The sequence below is a fragment of the Streptomyces sp. NPDC050211 genome (assembly GCF_040656035.1).
GTDB lineage: Bacteria > Actinomycetota > Actinomycetes > Streptomycetales > Streptomycetaceae > Streptomyces.
Map to the genome: position 1 here is coordinate 1 of NZ_JBFALC010000044.1, position 16,427 is coordinate 16,427.

The following is a 16,427-nucleotide window of genomic DNA, read 5'->3' on the forward strand; positions in this document are numbered from 1 at the left end:
CCAGGGGCTCCGCCCCTGGACCCCGCTCCTCAAACGCCGGAGGGGCTGAAAATCCTTGAGCCGCCGGACGGACCGGTTGTTGCTGTTGCCGGTGGTTCAGCGTTCACGTTCTCCTACGCCGAGCACACGGAGCTACTGACCGCCGCTGGTGCCGAAGTCGTCCCCTTCGATCCCCTCCGTGATGAGCAACTGCCCGACGGGACACGTGGGTTGGTCATCGGGGGCGGGTTCCCCGAGGTGTATGCCGCTGAGCTGTCCGCCAATGAACCCCTGCGCAAAGCCGTCGCCGCCCTCGCGGAGTCCGGGGCTCCTGTGGCCGCCGAGTGTGCTGGGCTGCTGTATCTGTGCCGGGAGTTGGATGGGTTGCCTATGTGTGGGGTGCTCGATGCGGCGGCGCGGATGAGCGGGCGGCTCACGCTGGGGTATCGGGATGCTGTTGCCGTGAGTGACAGTGTGATCGCGGGCGCGGGCGTGCGGATGCGGGGGCATGAGTTTCATCGGACGGTCGTCGAGCCGGGGGCGGGGGCCGCTCCCGCATGGGGTGTGCGTGCTCCTCGGCGGCGGGTCGAAGGTTTCGTACAACAGGGTGTGCACGCGAGTTATCTGCACACGCACTGGGCGTCCGAGCCCGGTGTGGCCCGTCGGTTCGTGGAGAGGTGCCGGACGTCATGAGCAGCAGCAGGTTGATCGGAGTCGGGGTGGGTCCCGGCGATCCGGAGCTGGTGACCGTCAAGGGCGTCAATGCTCTGCGTGCCGCCGATGTCGTCGTCGTGCCGGTGATGGATACCGGGGAGCGGGGGCGCGCCGAGGCTACAGTTCTCCATTACGTGCCCGTTGAGAAAGTCGTGCGGGTCGTCTTCGCGCTCAACGAGCGGAGTGATCGGGGGCGGCGTGAGGCCGCCTGGGATGCGGCCGGGGAGCGGGTGGCCCAGCTCCTCACGACGTACGGGGTCGTTGCCTTCGCCACCATCGGGGATCCCAACGTCTATTCCACGTTCACCTATCTCGCGCAGACCATCGGCGAGTTGGTGCCCGGAACCGTCGTGGAGACCGTGCCCGGGATCACCGCCATGCAGGATCTCGCCTCGCGGTCGGGGGCCGTGCTGACCGAGGGGACCGAGCCGCTCACGCTCGTGCCGGTGACCGCGGGGGCCGCCGTGCTCAAGGACGCGCTCGCCGGGCCGGGGACCGTCGTCGCGTACAAGTTCGGGCGGCAGGCCGGGGAGGTTGCCGAGGCGCTCAGGGAGACCGGGCGGCTCGACGACGCCGTATGGGGGTCGGCGCTCGGGCTGGCGGAGGAGTCCGTGCGGCCTGCCGCCGAGCTCGACGGTGAGCCCCTCCCCTATCTGTCGACGCTGATCGCGCCCGCGCGGCGCGACGGCGGGCGGGGCGGGAAGCTGTGAGCGGCCGCGGTGCGGACAGTTCAGCCGGAGATGCCTACCACCAGCCAGATGAACGCCGCTCCGGCGACCGTGCAGAGCAGGGTCGAGCGGGCGGGGCGCAGATGGTGGGCCTCGGGGAGGATCTCGGACGCGGCGAGGTAGAGCAGGGCGCCGCCGAACAGGCCGAGGTAGTAGCCGAGCAGTTCCTCCGGGATGGTGAACAGGAGCGTCGAGGCCGCGCCTACGACGGGGGCCGCCGCGTCCGCCACCAGCATGGCGAGCGCCCGGCGGCGGGCGTTCCCGTACAGGCGGGTGATCGTGTACGTGTTGAAGCCGTCCGCGAAGTCGTGCGCGATGACGGCGAGCGCGACCGCCACGCCCATGTCCCCGCCGACCTGGAACGCCGCGCCGATCGCGATGCCGTCCATGGCACTGTGCCCGACCATCGCGGCCCCCGCCGACAAGCCCACCTCGGGCGTCCGGCCCTGCCCCTCCGGCGCCGCGCGTGCCGCCAGCAGCCGTTGCACCAAGTGGGCGAGGAGGAATCCCGCCACGAAGAGCACCAGGGCCGCCGGTACACCGAAGACGTCCGCGTCCGCCGCATCCAGCGCCTCCGGCAGCAGGTCCAGGCCGACCACGCCCAGCATCAGGCCGCCGGCCAGGCCCAGGACCAGATGACGGCGGTCGGTCACACGCTGTGCCGTCCAGCCGCCGGCCAGCGTCATCAGGAACGCGCCGAGCGCGACGAAGACCGCCATAGGGCCTTGCTATCCGATCACCCTGCGTGCGCGCATGTCCGGCACTCCCGTAGGCACTGACTTTTCGCCCGACTTCGTAAGACCGCCGAATTCGTAAGACCTTTTTGCAGCTTGTAAGACCGCTTTGCTTGTACGAGAGGACCGATTCCCCATGGCCGATGCCACCGCCGGCAAGGTGACCTTCGTCGGTGCCGGCCCCGGCGCCGCCGATCTGCTGACGTTCCGTGCCGCGCGCGCCATCGCCGAGGCCGACGTCGTGATCTGGGCGGCCAGCCTGGTTCAGGCGGAGGTCCTGCAGCATGCGCGCGAGGACGCGGAGATCCTCGACTCGGCGACGATGTCCCTGGAGGACGTGGTCGCCGTCTACGAGCGGGCCCGCACCGATGGTCTGCGGGTCGCCCGTATTCACTCCGGCGATCCCGCTCTCTGGGGCGGTACGCAGGAGCAGCTCGACCGGTGTGCCGCGCTCGGCATCGCCACCGAGGTCGTGCCCGGCGTCTCCGCCTTCTCCGCCGTCGCCGCGCTCGCCCAGCGGGAGCTGACGATCCCCGAGGTCGCGCAGTCCGTCGTGCTGACCCGGCTGGGCGGCGGCAAGACGCCGATGCCGCCCGGGGAAGAGGTGCGTGAATTCGCCAAGCACGGCACGACCATGGCGATCTTCCTGTCGGCCGCCCGGAGTGGACAGCTCGTACGGGAGTTGCTGGAGGGCGGCTATCCGACGTCGACGCCGGTCGTCATCGCCTACCAGGCGACCTGGCCCGAGGAACTGGTCGTGCGGTGCACGATCGCGACCCTGGAGGAGACCGTCAAGGAGCACAAGCTCTGGAAGCACACCCTCTTCCTGGTCGGCCCCGCCCTCGACGCGCAGGGCACCCGCTCGCACCTGTACCACCCCGGCCATTTCCACGGCTACCGCAAGGCCGACCCCGAGGCCCGCAAGGCGCTGCGTGAGCGAGGGGCGAGTACATGATCACGGTCGTCGGTACGGGGACGGGGGTGCCGCCTGCCGAAGACGTCCTCGGCGCCGCGGAGCTGGTGGTCGGCGGGCGGCGGCATCTCGACGCCGTACGGCTGCCGTCGGGGGCCGAGCAGGTCGTGCTCGGTCCGCTGGCGCCCGCGCTGGACCGGATCGAGGCGTACGTCGCCAAGCAGGCGCCGGTCGTCGTGCTGGCCTCCGGCGACCCCGGGTTCTTCGGGATCGTGCGGGTGCTGGCCGAGCGCTTCGGTGCCGGTCTGCTCGACATCCGACCGGGCGTGTCCTCCGTGGCCGCCGCCTTTGCGCGGGCCGGGCTGACGTGGGACGACGCGGTGGTGGTCAGCGCGCACGGGCGGGAGCCGCGGACGGCGGTCAATGTGTGCCGGGCATATCCGAAGGTCGCGGTGCTGACCGGGCCCGGCGCCGGTCCGGCCGAGCTGGGGGCCGCGTTGCTGCACAGTGACCGCGTCCTCGTCGTCGCGTCCGCGCTGGGCGACCCCGAGCGGGAGCGCGTGGAGCGGGTGACGCCACCTGAGGCCGCCTCGCGTGACTGGGGGACGGCGGTGAGTGTGGTGCTGTGCCTGGACAAGGCGCGGTTCCCGGCGGGCGTCGTGCGTACGGTCGCCGGTCCCGGCGTCGGGCCCGATCGATGGGCACTGGACGAGGGCGAGTTCGCGCATCGCGACTCGATGATCACCAAGTTTGAGGTACGCGCGCTGGCTCTGGCCCGGCTCGGGCCGCGCCTCGGCGATCTGGTCTGGGACGTCGGCGCGGGCTCCGGTTCCGTTGCCGTCGAGTGTGCGCGGCTCGGCGCCGCCGTCGTCGCCGTCGAGAAGACCGGCGACGGCGTCGAGCGGATCCGCGCGAACGCCGCCGCACATGGGGTGGACCTACAGGTTCTCCACGGGAGCGCGCCGGGCGTGCTGTCCGAACTCGACGATCCTGACGCCGTGTTCGTCGGCGGGGGCGGGGGCGACCTGCCGGACATCGTCACCGCGTGTGCCCGGCGGGCGCGGCGGACGGTGGTCGTCGCGATGGCCGCGCTGGACCGGGTCCCGGCGGTCCGCGAGGCGCTCACCGCGGCCGGGTTCTCCTGCGACGGCGTTCTGCTGCAGTCGTCCCGGCTGGCGCCGCTCCCGGGGGATGTGACCCGGCTCGCGGCGACCAATCCCGTTTTTCTGCTGTGGGGCGTCAGGCCTCAAGTACCTCAAGCGCCTCAAGTACCCAACGACATCAAGGGAGTTGCCCAGTGATCGGCCTCATTTCCGCCACCGCGGCGGGCGCGGCTGCGCGGGACCGGCTGGCCGCGGCCTGGCCGGAGCGGACTCGGGTGTACGACGGCCCGGTCGGGGACGCCGTACGGGCCGCGTTCGCGGAGTGCGAGCACCTGGTGTGTTTTCTGGCCACGGGGGCGGTGGTGCGGCTGGTCGCTCCGCTGCTGTCGGACAAGCGGGCCGATCCCGGTGTGGTGTGCGTCGACGAGGGCGGGCGGTTCGCCGTGTCGCTGGTCGGCGGGCATGGGGGCGGGGCGAATGAACTCGCCCTGGAGGTGGGTGAGTTGCTCGGCGCTCGGCCCGTGGTGACCACGGCCACCGATGCCGTCGGGCTGCCGGGCCTCGACACGCTCGGGCTCCCGGTGGAGGGGGCCGTACCCGCGGTCTCCCGGGCCTTGCTGGACGGCGAACCCGTCGCCCTCGTCACCGAGATGCCATGGCCGCTGCCTCCGCTCCCCGTGGCAGAGCGGGGTGCGTACACGATCCGCGTCACCGATCGCACGGTCGAGCCCGCCGAGCACGAGGTCGTGCTGCGCCCGCCGTCCCTCGTCGTCGGCGTCGGCGCCTCCAGGAACGCCCCCGTCGACGAGGTGCTCGGGCTCGTCGAGGGCGCGTTGCGGGGGGCGGGGCTGTCCGGTCGTAGCATCGCCGAACTCGCCACCGTCGATGCCAAGGCCGAGGAGCCCGGCATCGTCGCGGCGGCCGAGCGGCTCGGGGTGCCGCTGATGACGTACTCGGCCGAGGAGCTGGCCACCGTCGAGGTGCCCAACCCCTCCGACGCCCCGCTCGCCGCCGTCGGCACGCCGTCCGTGGCGGAGGCTTCGGCGCTCATCGGCGGCGGTGAACTGCTGGTGCCGAAGCGGAAGTCGGCGATGGTCACGTGTGCGGTCGTACGACGTCCCGCGCGCGGGCGTCTCGCGGTGGTCGGGCTCGGACCCGGCGCCCGGGATCTGCTCACCCCGCGTGCGAAGGCCGAACTCCAGCGCGCTGCCGTGCTCGTCGGCCTGGACCAGTACGTCGACCAGATCCGCGATCTGCTGCGGCCCGGCACCCGGGTGCTGGAGTCGGGGCTCGGCGCGGAGGAGGAGCGGGCGCGGACCGCGGTCGCCGAAGCCCGGCGCGGACAGGCCGTCGCGCTGATCGGCAGCGGGGACGCGGGCGTGTACGCGATGGCCTCCCCCGCGCTCGCGGAGGCCTCCGACGACATCGACGTCGTCGGCGTACCCGGCGTGACCGCGGCGCTCGCCGCCGCCGCGATCCTCGGGGCACCGCTCGGCCACGACCATGTGTCGATCAGCCTGTCCGACCTGCACACGCCCTGGGAGGTCATCGAGCGGCGGGTGCGGGCGGCGGCCGAGGCGGACATCGTCGTGACGTTCTACAACCCCCGCAGCCGGGGCCGCGACTGGCAGCTGCCGAAGGCGCTCGCGATCCTCGCCGAGCACCGGGCGGGGACGACGCCGGTCGGAGTCGTACGCAACGCCTCACGGCCGGACGAGTCCGGCCGGCTGACGACCCTGGCCGCCCTGGATCCGGCGACGGTCGACATGATGACCGTCGTGACCGTGGGCAACACCGCGACCCGCGAGATCGCGGGACGCATGGTGACGCCGCGCGGCTACCGCTGGCAGGAAGCGCAGGAGGGCGGCGAGTGAGCCGAGTGAACCGTGTGGTCCATCCCATCGAGCAGGAGTCCTTCCGGCGGCTGCGCGCCCGCCTGGACACCTCGCACTTCCCGCCGCTGACCCGGGCGGTCGTGGAGCGGGTCATCCACTCCGCGGCCGACCTCGACTACGCGGCCGATCTCGTCATGGACGAGTCCGACCTGGCCGGCGCCCATACCGCGCTGCACGCCGGGGCGCCGGTCGTCGTGGACGTCGAGATGGTCGCGGCCGGGATCACCCGGCGCGAGACCGTCTGCCGGCTCAGGGACGCCGAGGCCGGGCCGGGGCTGACCCGTTCGGCCCATGCGATCCGGCTCGCCTACGAGCAGGTCGGTCCGGGCGCCCTCTGGGTCATCGGCAACGCGCCCACCGCGCTGGAGGAGCTGCTGACGCTGGACGCCTCCCCCGCGCTCGTCATCGGTCTGCCCGTCGGCTTCGTCGGCGCGACCGAGTCCAAGGCCGCGTTGCGCGAGAGCGGGCTGCCCGCTGTCAGCAACGTGTCCGAGAAGGGCGGTTCGGCGGTCGCCGCCGCCGCGCTCAACGCCCTGCTGTACCACCCCACTTCGCCATCCGAGGAGAAACAGTGACCACCGCGCCGCCCGCCCTGCTCATCGCCGGCCACGGCACCCGGGACGACGCCGGAGCCGAGGCGTTCCGCGACTTCGTACGGGAGTTGGGGCTCCGCCACCCCGAACTGCCGGTCGCGGGCGGCTTCATCGAGCTGTCCCCGCCGCCGCTGGGCGACGCGGTGACCGAGCTGGTGGAGCGGGGGGTGCAACGGTTCGCCGCCGTTCCGCTGATGCTGGTGTCCGCCGGGCACGCCAAGGGGGACATCCCGGCGGCGCTGGCCCGCGAGAAGGAGCGGCACCCCGGGATCTCGTACACCTACGGCCGTCCCCTGGGCCCGCACCCGGCGCTGCTGAACGTGCTGGAGCGGCGGCTGGACGAGGCCCTGGGCGGGCGCCGCCCCCAGGACCGGGCGGACGTCACCGTGCTGCTGGTCGGGCGGGGGTCCACGGATCCCGACGCCAACGCCGAGGTACACAAGGCGGCCCGGCTGCTGTGGGAGGGGCGCGGATACGCGGGCGTGGAGACGGCGTTCGTGTCGCTGGCCGCGCCCGACGTGCCGAGCGGGCTCGAGCGGTGCGTGAAGCTGGGCGCGCGCCGGATCGTCGTCCTGCCCTACTTCCTGTTCACCGGCATCCTGCCGGACCGGGTCAAGCAGCAGACCGAGGGTTGGGCCGCCGCGCACCCCGAGATCGAGGTGCGGTCGGCCGAGGTCATCGGCCCGGAGCCGGAGCTGCTCGATCTGGTGATGGAGCGGTACGAGGAGGCCGTCAAGGGCGATCTGCGCATGAACTGCGACTCCTGCGTCTACCGCATCGCACTGCCCGGCTTCGAGGACAAGGTGGGCCTGCCGCAGCAGCCGCACTTCCACCCGGACGACGACGGCCACCACCATCACGGACACCACCATCACGGCGGACACGCCCATGCCCACTGACGGCGGGCACGACCTGCGGCACCACGGTGACGCCGAGGTACGCGACGACGGCTCGGCCCTCGTCGACCTGGCCGTCAACGTCCGCGCCGACACTCCCCCGGCGTGGCTGCGCGCCCGGATCGCTGAGTCACTGACCTCCCTCGCGGCCTACCCGGACGGGCGTGCCGCGCGGGCGGCGGTGGCGGCACGGCACGAGGTCGCGCCGGAACGGGTGCTGCTGACCGCGGGGGCCGCCGAAGCCTTCGTGCTGCTGGCGCGGGCGCTGAAGGTGCGTCAACCGGTCGTCGTGCACCCGCAGTTCACGGAGCCGGAGGCCGCGCTGCGGGACGCGGGCCACACCGTCGACCGGGTGCTGCTCCGGCCGGAGGACGACTTCCGGCTGGACCCGGCCGCCGTACCGGAGGAGGCCGATCTGGTCGTGATCGGTAACCCGACCAACCCCACCTCGGTGCTGCATCCGGCCGACACGATCGCCGAACTGGCCCGTCCCGGACGGACGTTGGTGGTCGACGAGGCGTTCATGGATGCCGTGCCGGGTGAGCGGGAGGCGCTGGCCGGGCGGACGGACGTGCCGGGCCTGGTCGTCCTGCGCAGTCTGACCAAGACCTGGGGTCTGGCGGGCCTGCGCATCGGCTACGTGCTCGCCGCCCCGGAGACCATCGCCGACCTGGAACGGGCCCAGCCGCTCTGGCCGGTGTCCACGCCCGCGCTGGCCGCGGCACAGGCCTGCGTGGAGCCGCAGGCGCTCGCGGAGGCGGCGCACGCGGCTCACCGCATCGCCGCCGACCGGGCCCATCTGGTCGCCGGGCTGAGGGAGTTCGACGGGCTGCGGGTCGTGGCGCCCGCCGAGGGCCCCTTCGTCCTCGCACGACTGCCGCACGCGGCCGACGTACGGCGACGGCTGCGCGAGCTGGGGTTCGCGGTGCGGCGCGGAGACACCTTCCCGGGGCTGGACGAGGAGTGGCTGCGGCTGGCGGTACGGGACCGGGCGACGGTCAACTCCTTCCTCCACGCCCTACGTCAGGCACTCGGCGGTCCCTGAGCACCCGCTCCCGGATGCCGTCCGGGAAGCGGATCTCCACGGTTCCGTCGTCGGCCACCGTCGCGCTCGCGCCCGTGTGCGATGCGAGCGGATCGCCGCTGAGCATCACCAGGGTGACCAACAGCGGGGCGGTGCGGGCTAGTTCGAGGTACGGGGTGGCCGATTGCTGTCCGTAGGCGTTGGTCCCGACGGCCTGCGCGACCGCTCCCTCGGCCTCGCCCCAGCCGTACAGCCCGACGAGCGCACTGGTCAGTCCGTCAGCTCGGCGGGCAAGCGCCCAGCCCGGTCCGGTGCGGACGGCGGGCGGCGCGGCGTCGTCGGCGACCGCCCAGCCACCCTCCCGTACGGTCGAGCCGGGGGGTACGTCGAGACGGTGCACCCTCACCTCCCACGGGCCGTGCACGACACTGACCGTCTCGATCCCGTGGGCCTGACGTGAGGCGGCACGGCTGCCCTCGACACCCAGGGGATGGATACGGCCGCGAGGTGAGGGCGTACCGTCCGCTGCGATCAGGGCGATGTGGTTGTCGGGCCCCGGTATCTCGGGAGCCGTGGCGCTGGAGTAGGCGAGCCTGGCGTAGTGCGGGCTGTCGTCGGCGGTGGCGGGCGGGGGCGGGAGCCGGTCGCTGCCGTGATTGACGAGTCGTACGATCCCGTCGGCCGCCGTGGAGTGCAGCAGCCAGCCGGGCGCGGGCAGGGCGAGGCAGGTGTCGGCCGTCTCCACCGGGCCGGGCTCCTCGGCCGCCGTCCACACGGGGTGGGTCTCGGGCAGCAGCAGACCGAGGAAGGCCTTGCTCGCCCAGTACGGGGAGGCAGGCCCCGAGTAGCGCTGAGTCACCCCCGGAAAGGGCCGGTACCAGCCGAGGGTGAGCAGCCCGCGTTCATCGGGCACACCGTGCTCGGCGAAGTGCTTCAACGCACCCGAGGCGAGACGCCGGATGCGGCCGGGCGGCAGCGGGTTGGCATCGGCGAGGACACCCGCCCACAGCGGAGCCGCCGTCGCGAACCGGTAGATGAGCGAGCGGCCCTGATGGACAGGCGCCCCGTCGGAGCCGAAGAAGTGCTGGTGGGCGGTGAGGAATTCACGCAGCCGGGCACGGTGCCGGGCCACCCGATCCTCGTCGGCACGCGGCCCGGCGATCCGTTCCCACAGCACCGGATACAGGTGCAGCGCCCACGCGTTGTAGTAGTCGAACTTCCGCCCGTCGCCGTCGGTGTACCAGCCGCCGCCCCGATACCAGTCGTCCAGCCGGTCGAGCCCGGCATCGATCTCGGCACGGCTGTGCGGGGCGCCGACGGAGGCGAGGAACTCCTCGGTGATGACCTGGAAAAGCCGCCAGTTGGAGTCGTTGACGTCCGCACCGACGAACTGGCCGAGCCACTCGGCCACTCGGCCACGCACGGAGTCGTCCAGGTGGTCCCACAGCCAGGGACGGGACTCATGCAGGGCGACGGCGATCGACGCTGCCTCGACCATCGGCTGAGCACGGTCCGTGATGGGCGGCCAGTGTTCCGGACTGCGCGGATCGCACCCGGCGTCGAGCCCGGCGGCGTACCGCTCGATGAGCCCCGGATCGACACGCCCCTGTGCTCCCGCGATACGGAAGGCTGCGAGCAGAAAGGAGCGGGCGTACCCCTCGAGACCGTCCGACCAGGCCCCGGAGTGACTGGGCACCCCGGGCAACCGGTACTGGGCAAATCCGGGCGAGGCATACGGCAACATCCCATCAAGCAACCGATCGGCAACCGCTTCCCAGTGGGCGCGAGTCCAGCCGGTGATGGGCGAGAATGCGGGAAGCGACAAGTGAGGGGCGGTCATGCGAGGGTGCATCCTCCATCTGTCGGGGGGTGAAGCGCCCCGATAGGGGCGCGGGGAACTGCGCGACCAGCCACAACGAACCCGCAGCCTCAAGACGGCGGACAGACACTACGACGCACAACAATGTGCGTACCGAGCAGATGATGACTCCCCGCCGCATGCTCGGGATCCCGCAGAGCGACCCGCACTGCAGCCCGCCCCAGCTCCTCCGCAGGAGTCCGCACAGTCGTGAGCGGCGGATTGAAATCCTCAGCAAGCGGAATGTCGTTGTACCCCACGACGGAGATGTCATCCGGAACGACCAGCCCAGCGTCGGCAATAGCGCGAAGCGCCCCCGCCGCAACCATGTCGTCTCCGGCGAAAACCGCCGTGAACTCCCGCGTCTCCTTGAGAAGCTCCGTCATCGCCCGCACCCCCGCAGCCCTCCCGAGCCCGCAGTCGATGACCCGCGCCGCATCCGCAGGCAGCCCGTGCTCGGCGAGCGCAGCCCGATACCCGGCGACCCGGGCGTCCAACGCGGTATTGCCGGGCAGCCCACCGAGAAACACGATCCGGCGATGCCCGGCCGACAACAGATACCCGGTGATCGCCCGAGCCCCGGCCTCATTGTCGAACTCGACGACCAGCGCCGGAATGTCCGGATCCGGCGCCGGCCGCCCGCAGAGCACAAGCCGCGCACCCGACGCATCGAGGGCCTGCGCATAATGCGCCACGCGCGAGCGATACGCATCGTCCTCGACCACCCCGCCGACCAGGATCACCAGCCGCGCCCCCTCCTCCCGCATCAGCTGCACGAACTCCATCTCCCGCTGCGGATCCCCGCCCGTCGCGCCGACGACGCACAGCCACCCCCGGTCGGCGGCCTCGGCTTCCACGCCCTCGGCGACCTGCGCGTAGAAAGGGCTGGTGACCTGGCGGACGACGACAGCGGCCATCTTGCGGCCACCCCCCACAAGCGCCCGCGCATGCGCGTTGGCGACGTAGTCGAGCTCACGTGCGGCACGCAGAACGCGGGCCCGGGTCGCGGCGGGCACAGGATGGTTGCCGCTGAGCGCACGCGACGCCGTGGCCATCGACACGCCCGCCCGCTCGGCGACCTCGCGGATCGTGACCCGCCCCTTGGACACCATGTCGTTTCCCATCCCCCGCGCTCCTTCTCTCACCGGCCGGTGAAGACCCGGCGCAGACTCGTGCCAACCGGCCGATACGGCTCACGTGTTGGCCGCGTAGTCCTTCGTGAACTCCTCGGCCATTCTGTCGCCGCCCCGGTCACGCCACTTCTTCAGCGTCGCGTCCCACTCGGACAGCGGGACGCGGCCCGCGACGATGCCGGTGACGGTGTCGTCGATGAGCGCCTTGAGGGTCGTGCCCTGGGCGTTCTTCGTACGGGACTGCAGCCCGAAGGAGGCGTTGCGGATGGCATGCGGCACGACTTTCTGCTGCCAGGTGTGCAGCGCACGTACGGCCTCGGGCATACCCGGCACGAACAGCACCTGGGGGCCTTCGGCGAGGTACTTCAGCGGCAGGTTGGTGTTGTTCTCGACCTCGCCGAGCTTGGTGGGCGTCGGTGATCCGTCCTTGCCGCGGGTGAAGTGGGTGCCCTCGATGCCGTAGTGGACGAGTTCCCACTCCTTGCTGCCGAAGGGGGCGGCAAGGTAGTCGAGGATGCGCAGGAGCAGCTCGATGCGTTCCTTCTTCGCCTTCTTCAGCACGGTGTAGCCGAAGGAGCGGCGGGCCGCGACGATCCCGCCGGGCTCACCGCCGACGCTGTACGGGAGGGCTGCGGCCGGGGTCATCTTGCCCTGGGATTCCCGGTACTTGGGCAGATAGGCGCCGAAGCCGTCCTGCATCGAGCCGACGGTGCCGTTGTAGTAGAGCGTCGTCAGGTCGATCTGGGAGATGGACGTGGCGTCGGGGTGGTACGAGCCGTTCTTGCGCAGCTCGGCCTGGAAGGCGATCGCCGCCTTGTAGCGTTCGTCGGCCCAGCCCGGCTGGAAGGTGCCGTCCTTGGTGACGGCCCACTCCTGGGGGGCGTTGTGGGCGGCGGAGTGCACCGCGTTGCCGAACAGGGAGCCGGTGGCGGCGCCGAGCGCGTACGTCCGGCCGCTCGTCGCCCGCCCGGCCACCGCGGCGAAGTCGTCGGAGGTCCAGCCCTCCGCCATGCCCGCGTCGGCGAACATGTCCTGGTTGATCCAGAGGGTGGAGCCCGGCAGCGGGCGCTCCAGCGGGATGCCGTAGATACGTCCGCCGATGCGGCCCATGTCCTGCCAGGCGTGGGTGGGGATGTTGGCGAGGTTGGGGTAGTCGGCGATCGCGTCGCCGGAGAGGAACGGTGTGAGGTCCTCGGCGCGGCGCTGCACGAACTCCGGCTCCCGGGGCAGCACGAAGCCGGCGAAGACGTTGATGATGTCCGGGAGGGTGTCGGTGTCACCCGCCATCACCGTCGCCATCTTCTTCTGGTAGTCGGCCTGGGAGATGATCGTGTACTCGATCTTGACGCCGAGTTCGTTCTCCACCGCCGCCCAGAACCGGTTGGCGGAGGCGGGCTTGGGCGGGGTGCCGAACGACACCGACATGACCTTGACGGTGGAGCCGTCGCCCGGGGCGCGGGAGACCGACTTGACCAGGTCGGCGGGGTAGGAGGTGTATCCAGCCTGGACACCGTCCGCGGTGGGGGCGAGGTCGGGCTTGGGGCCGGTCGCCGGCTTGTACGTCGGCCAGGGCGCGAGCTTCTTGCCCGCGTTGGAGACATCGCTGTCGCCGGAGCCGGTGGAGCAGGCGGTCAGCAGTCCCGGGATCGAGACGGCCGCCATGGAACCGAGCAGGGTACGTCGGGACATGCGTGGCATGGTGAATCACCTCGTGTCGGCTTGTGTCAGCTCTTGATGGCGCCGGTGAGCACGCCCTTGGTGAAGTACTTCTGCAGTAAGGGATAGACGAGCAGGATCGGCACGGTGGCGATGACGAGCACGGCCATCTGCACGGTCTGCGGGGCGGTGATCGTGCCCTCGCCCGTGGTCGCGTCGGTGAGTCCGGACCCGGCCACCACATAAGTGCGCAGCACCTGTTGCAGGGGCCAGTGATCGCTCTCCAGGTACAGAGAGGCGTAGAACCAGGAGTTCCAGTACGCCACCGCGTAGAACAGGCCGACCACGGCGAGCGCGGCCTTGGACAGCGGCAGTACGACCGAGAACAGCACCCGCCAGTCCCCCGCGCCATCCAGCCGGGCCGCCTCGTACAGCTCCTCGGGGATGCCCTGGAAGAAGCCGCGCAGGACGACGAGGTTGAAGACGTTCACCAGGACGGGCAGGACCAGCGAGGCGTAACTGTCCAGCAGGCCCAGCTCCTTGACCAGCAGGAAGCTCGGGATCATGCCGGGCGGGAAGAGGAACGTGAACAGGATGAGCAGCAGCACCGGTTTCCCGCCGAAGACGCCGGGGCGGGACAGGGCGTAAGCGAGGGTGACGGTGCAGGCGAGGCTCAGCAGCGTGCCGACGAGCGTGACGCCGGCGCTGACGCCGAGAGCGTGGGTGACGATGCCGCCGTCGAGGATGTCACGGTAGGCGTCCAGGGAGGGCTCGGTGGGCCAGAGCACCCAGCCGCCGTTGTCGACGACCTCGTCGGTGGAGGCCAGTGAGGTCGAGACGATGACGAGGAACGGCACGCACACCAGCAGAACGACCGTGGCGAGGGCCACCACTTTCGCGGCCTGGGTGAGCGGCTTCGGCTTCTCCATCCAACCGGGACGGACATGGCTGCTCATTTGTAGACCCCCTGTTCGCCGAGGCGGTGGGCGACCTTGTTGGCGGCGTAGACGAGCAGCGCGCCGATGACGCCCTTGAACAGGCCCGCGGCGGCGGCGAATCCGTAGTCGCCGCCGACGATGCCCTGGTAGTAGACGAAGGTGTCGATGATCTCGGCGGCCTCGGGGCCGACGGCGTCGCGCTGCAGCAGCATCTGCTCGAAGCCGACGGAGAGGATGTCGCCGAGCCGCATGATGAGCAGCAGCACGATCACCGGGCGGATCGCGGGCAGGGTGACGTGCCAGAAGCGCCGCCAGGGTCCGGCGCCGTCGATCGCGGCGGCCTCGTACTGCTGCTCGTCGACCTGGGCGAGCGCGGCGAGGAAGATGATCGTGCCCCAGCCGGCGTCCTTCCAGATGACCTGGGCGACGGTGAGCGGCTTGAAGGCGTCGGGGTTGCCGATGATGTCGACGGTGTGCAAACCCATGCCGTTCAGACCGGAGTTGAGCAGACCGGTGTCGCCGAGCAGCTGCTGGAAGAGGGCCACGACGATCACCCACGAGATGAAGTGCGGGAGATACGCCACCGACTGCACGAAGCGGCGGACCGAGCTCCAGGTCAGGGTGTGCAGCAGCAGGGCCAGGCCGAGCGGCACCGGGAAGTAGAACACCAGCTGGAGGACGGCGATCCAGACGGTGTTGAGGACGGAGTCCCAGAAGGCGCTGTCCTCGAACATGCGCTGGAAGTTGCCCACGCCGACCCAGGGGCTGCCCCAGAGGCCGTCGAAGGGGACGTACTCCTTGAAGGCGATGACGTTACCGACGAGCGCGCCGTAGTGGAAGAGGAGGAAGTAGGCGAGGCCCGGCAGCATGAGCAGGACGGGGACGAACGTGACCCTGCCCTGAAAGCGTTTTCGCGATGCGGCTGCCAAGGTTCCCCTCGCTTCTGGACGTACTGGTGGACGTCGGAGCGAGGAGGAACGTAAAACGCTTTCATTCTGTGGTCAACAGTTCTGACACAGAAATGGAGTTGGCCCATGTCAGCGCTGCGCGCAGAGCATGGGCCAACGATGAAAACGCTTGCCAGTCAACTCCGGCGACGACGTGACAGCGCCACCGCTCCGCCGCCCGCCACGACCAGAGCGATCGCTCCGCCCGCGATGTACGGGGTTGCCGAGTTGCCGCCCGTCTCGGCCAGCCCCTCCTCGGCCGGAGCGCCCTGCGGCTTCACCTCCGAGGCCGGTTCCTGGCTCGGCGCCTCCGACGCGGCGGGCGCGGAGGGGGACTCGCAGGTCGCCTCGGCGAGCGTCAGGGTGCCGGTCACCTCGGCCACGTTGAGCTTCAACGGGTTGACGGAGACGGTGAGTTGGAGGGCGGTGGCGGCCGCCGTACGGGACGTGGTCTCCGTCTTCGACAGATCCAGCCGGACCTCGCCGACGCCGGGCACCTTCACGTCCGTCGTGCCGCCGGTGGACACCGTGACCTTCTTGCCCAGTACGGTGACGGCGCCCAGCAGGTTGGAGGAGGCGCTCGGCTTCTCGCCGGCCGTGCAGGTGGCCTTCGACGTCACGCCCTCGAGCTCGATGAGCGACAGCAGCGGCAGGCCGGGGACGTGGACCTTGGCGTGGGCGAGGTTGGTGGTGGCCTGCGCCGTGCCGTCGGCGACGGTCGCCTTCGACGCCGCCGCGTCGGCGCTCAGCACCTGGATCGGCTGTCCGCCCTCGACGCCCTCCAACCGGGCGGTGAGCGCGGTCTTTTCGGCGCTCTGCGGCGCCTGCACCTCGTTGAGGGAGACCGTGAGGGGGACGTTCACGGTCTTGTTGAGCAGGGACACATCGAGCCCGGTGCGCAGGACGACGGCGTTCGCACGGCCGTCGTCGGTCGCGTGGGCGGGCCCCGCGCCGGCCAGGGCCGCGGGACCGGCGGCCAGGGCGGTGGCCGTCGCGACGGTGGCGAAACGCCGTGCGGGCATACGGAAGTTGGTGCCGTTCAAGGTGGGGGACCCCCAGAAGAGACAGGCTTGGGACCCGCCAAGGATTACGCACGGAGAGTGAACCGACGGCATTCCGGTGCCACTTCACCCCATCGTGCGTCTTCCGTGAACGCTTTCGAATCAGTCGGCACGGCTGTTTCACGACTTCACCCGATCACCGTCGTTTGGCCGCGGGGCCCGCTCGACCTCGGGAGCGCGAGCGAAAGTGCACAACGAGTCAACGCACCGGACCGTCACGCTCCGTCAAGTCCGGAACTCACCCTTCTCTTTGGC

14 protein-coding genes and 1 pseudogene are annotated in these 16,427 nt (G+C 71.1%); 8 read left to right on the plus strand and 7 right to left on the minus strand.

From position 1 onward, the window contains the following. Both AB0I98_RS33400 and cobI read left to right on the plus strand, forming a co-directional pair. Window positions 1-672, plus strand: a pseudogene (locus AB0I98_RS33400) (cobyrinic acid a,c-diamide synthase); the annotation flags it as partial. Next, a complete protein-coding gene (cobI, locus tag AB0I98_RS33405; protein ID WP_362948468.1) occupies window positions 657-1,403 on the plus strand; it encodes a precorrin-2 C(20)-methyltransferase in 747 nt (248 codons plus the stop codon). The pseudogene AB0I98_RS33400 and the gene cobI, both read left to right, overlap by 16 nt. Before the next feature lie 20 nt (window positions 1,404-1,423). Here the strand turns inward: cobI and AB0I98_RS33410 are convergent, their stop codons facing one another. Beyond that, entirely contained in the window at window positions 1,424-2,140 is a 717-nt protein-coding gene (locus AB0I98_RS33410; protein WP_362948470.1) for a ZIP family metal transporter, read from the minus strand. 151 nt (window positions 2,141-2,291) lie between these two features. Here AB0I98_RS33410 and cobM point away from each other — a divergent pair, with 151 nt between their 5' ends. Genes cobM through cobC form a run of 6 tightly spaced genes read left to right on the plus strand, consistent with a single transcriptional unit; the run spans window position 2,292 to window position 8,600 of the window. Then, window positions 2,292-3,110 carry a precorrin-4 C(11)-methyltransferase gene (gene cobM / locus AB0I98_RS33415; protein WP_362948472.1) on the plus strand — a complete coding sequence of 273 codons (819 nt, stop codon included), beginning with the start codon at window positions 2,292-2,294 and terminating at the stop codon, window positions 3,108-3,110. Then, window positions 3,107-4,369 carry a precorrin-6y C5,15-methyltransferase (decarboxylating) subunit CbiE gene (cbiE, locus tag AB0I98_RS33420; RefSeq protein ID WP_362948473.1) on the plus strand — a complete coding sequence of 421 codons (1,263 nt, stop codon included), beginning with the start codon at window positions 3,107-3,109 and terminating at the stop codon, window positions 4,367-4,369. The genes cobM and cbiE overlap by 4 nt, the downstream gene beginning before the upstream one ends. Beyond that, window positions 4,366-6,045, plus strand: a complete 1,680-nt coding sequence (gene cobJ, locus AB0I98_RS33425; protein ID WP_362948474.1) for a precorrin-3B C(17)-methyltransferase — start codon at window positions 4,366-4,368, stop codon at window positions 6,043-6,045. Before cbiE ends, cobJ begins: the two co-directional genes overlap by 4 nt. A 5-nt stretch (window positions 6,046-6,050) precedes the next feature. Continuing rightward, entirely contained in the window at window positions 6,051-6,641 is a 591-nt protein-coding gene (locus AB0I98_RS33430; RefSeq protein ID WP_362948570.1) for a precorrin-8X methylmutase, read from the plus strand. Further along, window positions 6,638-7,558: a sirohydrochlorin chelatase gene (locus AB0I98_RS33435; protein WP_328367041.1), complete on the plus strand. Its 921-nt coding sequence runs from the start codon at window positions 6,638-6,640 to the stop codon at window positions 7,556-7,558. Before AB0I98_RS33430 ends, AB0I98_RS33435 begins: the two co-directional genes overlap by 4 nt. Further along, window positions 7,548-8,600: an Rv2231c family pyridoxal phosphate-dependent protein CobC gene (cobC, locus tag AB0I98_RS33440; protein WP_362948476.1), complete on the plus strand. Its 1,053-nt coding sequence runs from the start codon at window positions 7,548-7,550 to the stop codon at window positions 8,598-8,600. Before AB0I98_RS33435 ends, cobC begins: the two co-directional genes overlap by 11 nt. On the opposite strand, the gene AB0I98_RS33445 is transcribed toward cobC, so the two are convergent. The 6 genes from AB0I98_RS33445 to AB0I98_RS33470 all read right to left on the minus strand — a co-directional run bounded on the left by AB0I98_RS33445 (window position 8,554) and on the right by AB0I98_RS33470 (window position 16,154). Then, on the minus strand, window positions 8,554-10,419 hold the full coding sequence (locus AB0I98_RS33445) for a DUF2264 domain-containing protein (RefSeq protein WP_362948477.1): 1,866 nt from the start codon (window positions 10,417-10,419) through the stop codon (window positions 8,554-8,556). The genes cobC and AB0I98_RS33445 overlap by 47 nt on opposite strands. An 89-nt stretch (window positions 10,420-10,508) precedes the next feature. Beyond that, entirely contained in the window at window positions 10,509-11,549 is a 1,041-nt protein-coding gene (locus tag AB0I98_RS33450; RefSeq protein WP_362948572.1) for a LacI family DNA-binding transcriptional regulator, read from the minus strand. 81 nt (window positions 11,550-11,630) lie between these two features. Beyond that, window positions 11,631-13,268, minus strand: coding sequence for a sugar ABC transporter substrate-binding protein (locus tag AB0I98_RS33455; RefSeq protein ID WP_362948479.1), 1,638 nt, complete (start codon window positions 13,266-13,268; stop codon window positions 11,631-11,633). A gap of 26 nt (window positions 13,269-13,294) precedes the next feature. Further along, window positions 13,295-14,182 (minus strand): carbohydrate ABC transporter permease, encoded by an 888-nt coding sequence (locus tag AB0I98_RS33460; RefSeq protein WP_362948481.1) that lies wholly within the window; start codon window positions 14,180-14,182, stop codon window positions 13,295-13,297. Continuing rightward, complete coding sequence (locus tag AB0I98_RS33465) at window positions 14,179-15,033, minus strand: ABC transporter permease subunit (protein WP_362948574.1); 855 nt, start codon at window positions 15,031-15,033, stop codon at window positions 14,179-14,181. Before AB0I98_RS33465 ends, AB0I98_RS33460 begins: the two co-directional genes overlap by 4 nt. Before the next feature lie 215 nt (window positions 15,034-15,248). Next, a complete protein-coding gene (locus tag AB0I98_RS33470) occupies window positions 15,249-16,154 on the minus strand; it encodes an SCO1860 family LAETG-anchored protein (RefSeq protein WP_362948482.1) in 906 nt (301 codons plus the stop codon). Window positions 16,155-16,427 lie beyond the last annotated feature (273 nt).